Genomic DNA, 2,046 nt, shown 5'->3' on the forward strand with positions numbered 1-2,046 from the left:
GTACTGCGCATGAGCTGCAAACACAGAGCATTGAAGCGCCGCAAAGGCAGCTTCAGAAACGGAAACGTAGTTGTTCCGTTCTTCGGCAAATGCGGCTGAAGAAGCGAACGATATCGTCAGGCAATGCGCGATTAACAACGCCGGCGCCGCCACTGGGAACGCGGACGCGGTGCTTAGCCCCGCGATGAATGCGCGCCGCCACATCCGTGATCTCCTGCACTGGACCAGAGCATATCTCGATCCGGGCTGTGTGGGAACACAAGGCTCTCAATGTTACGGCTCCCCGCCTTCCCGACGCGGGCCAGTGCAGCAAGCATGCTGGCGCTGGCCGACCATGAGACCTCCCGGTTCCCGAGCAAAGAGCGTGCGCACATGCCAGTGTCTAAGACCACGCCGGCCGTCTGGGCGCTCGCGTTATCGCGCCCATCCGTGTTGCCTTCCGTCACCGGAACGACGTCGGCACCCAGGATGAGGGTACTTTCGCGGCTCAATGGCTGGCCTATGCGCTCCCCTGTCAACGCTTCGCCAATACCCTCACGGGTATTGGCGCATGACTCGGGGTCGATGCGGTTCGCTACTCCTTCATCGTGATGGACTTGCACCATCCACTCCTTGCCGGTCTCCCGGCGCACTCCGATCTACCCCAATCAGCTGACTTTCTCAGAGTCCATCGGCATGTATGCAAGGGGCGAATTGCGAACATCACAAGGCAGTCCGATCAAGTCGTGAGTGACCCGAAGCGGCTTGCTTCGGCTTGCCACCGCCGCCGGTTCGGCTAGGATAAGGCCTTCATGCGAATTGCGCCGCTTGCGGCTCTTCCGGACCTTGCCTTCACTGCACTTCCAGCTTGCTGCGATCCAGCGGGAGTCGCGGCAGACGCCGTGTCGGTGGCCGAGCCGCTGTGCTCTCATTCAGCAGGAGACCTTCGTGTCGGCCGACGAATACGTACAATGGCAAAAGATATCCTATGACCTGCACGGGCTCGTCGCACAGGCGACCGAACAATTTCAGTTGAAGGCCATCTACCTGTTCGGTTCACGGCGATTCAAGACGCTCAGCCTGCGCTCTGACATCGACGTATTCTTTGTGCCCGAATCCTATATCAAGCCGAGCGATCTGCGACGATTCCGGGACGAGACGTGCCTGGCACTTGACATCTTTCTGCTTGAGCATGGCCGCGCGACCAGCGCCGTCAACGAGAGTTATATCCAGCTCGACGATGACGATACGGTGATCAAGGTGACCAGGGCCGTCAAGCTGTGGTCTAAGGAAGACGGCAACTCCACGGACCCGGACATTTCGTCGATCCAGGAGTATGCGGATCACGTGAACTTCAGGGATACCATTCTTCCCAATTTTCCCTTGGTGCGATCCCTCGAAAGCCTGAAGACTCGCCTCGACCAGCAAGGACTCCCGACCGCCCCTGTGATCGGCGAGGACGAAGAGGAAATTGCACGGCGGCTCATTGAAACGGCGCGCGTCACGGCTACGTTTCGGCTGGCTGACTTCCCGGGTAAAGGATCGGCGAGAGGCTCATTCGTAGTGGCTCCTCAGAGCGAGTACGACTTCCAGGACCTCTTCTGGATTGCGACGAAGCCCTGGATTGGGCAAGCCGCGAGGGAACGAGTGGAAATCGTGTTTGACGGGCAGAAGAAGAAATCCGATTTCAGCCTGATGCACTCGCGGTTCATCGTGGAGATGAAGTTTGCCAAAGATAAAGATGACGCGCGCGAGATCGCCAAAACCCTGGCGGGGCTCGCCGACTTCTACCGCCAGCACCCCAATGTCCGCATTCTCCTGTTCATCGTCTATGCTCGAAAGTATGCGAAGATCGACAAGACCGCCTGGGAAGCCAGCTTTTCCCGCGCGTCGGAGCCCCGCGTGATCGTGAGCGTGATCGAGGTTGCGTAGGTTCCCAGAGGGGCCACCTAGCCACGCTGCACTTGGTCAAGGGCAAGCCCGCAGGTCACGTTGATGCCAAAAGCGGTCGCCGCCGCCGATGATAAGATATTTCGGTCGACCTCTCCCATCGTCGTCCCTGATATC

2 protein-coding genes are annotated in these 2,046 nt (G+C 59.0%); one reads left to right on the top strand and one right to left on the bottom strand.

Annotation, left to right across the window (positions count from 1 at the left end):
* Positions 1–204 (bottom strand): hypothetical protein (locus WCB02_RS36485; protein WP_423966525.1); only part of this gene is annotated, 204 nt, incomplete at its 3' end.
* A 723-nt stretch (positions 205–927) separates the two neighbouring features.
* On the opposite strand from WCB02_RS36485, the gene WCB02_RS36490 reads away from it, so the two are divergent.
* Entirely contained in the window at positions 928–1,911 is a 984-nt protein-coding gene (locus tag WCB02_RS36490) for a hypothetical protein (protein ID WP_423966527.1), read from the top strand.
* Positions 1,912–2,046: the final 135 nt, after the last annotated feature.

The sequence above is a fragment of the Bradyrhizobium sp. genome (assembly GCF_049581145.1).
Classification (GTDB): Bacteria; Pseudomonadota; Alphaproteobacteria; order Rhizobiales; family Xanthobacteraceae; genus Bradyrhizobium.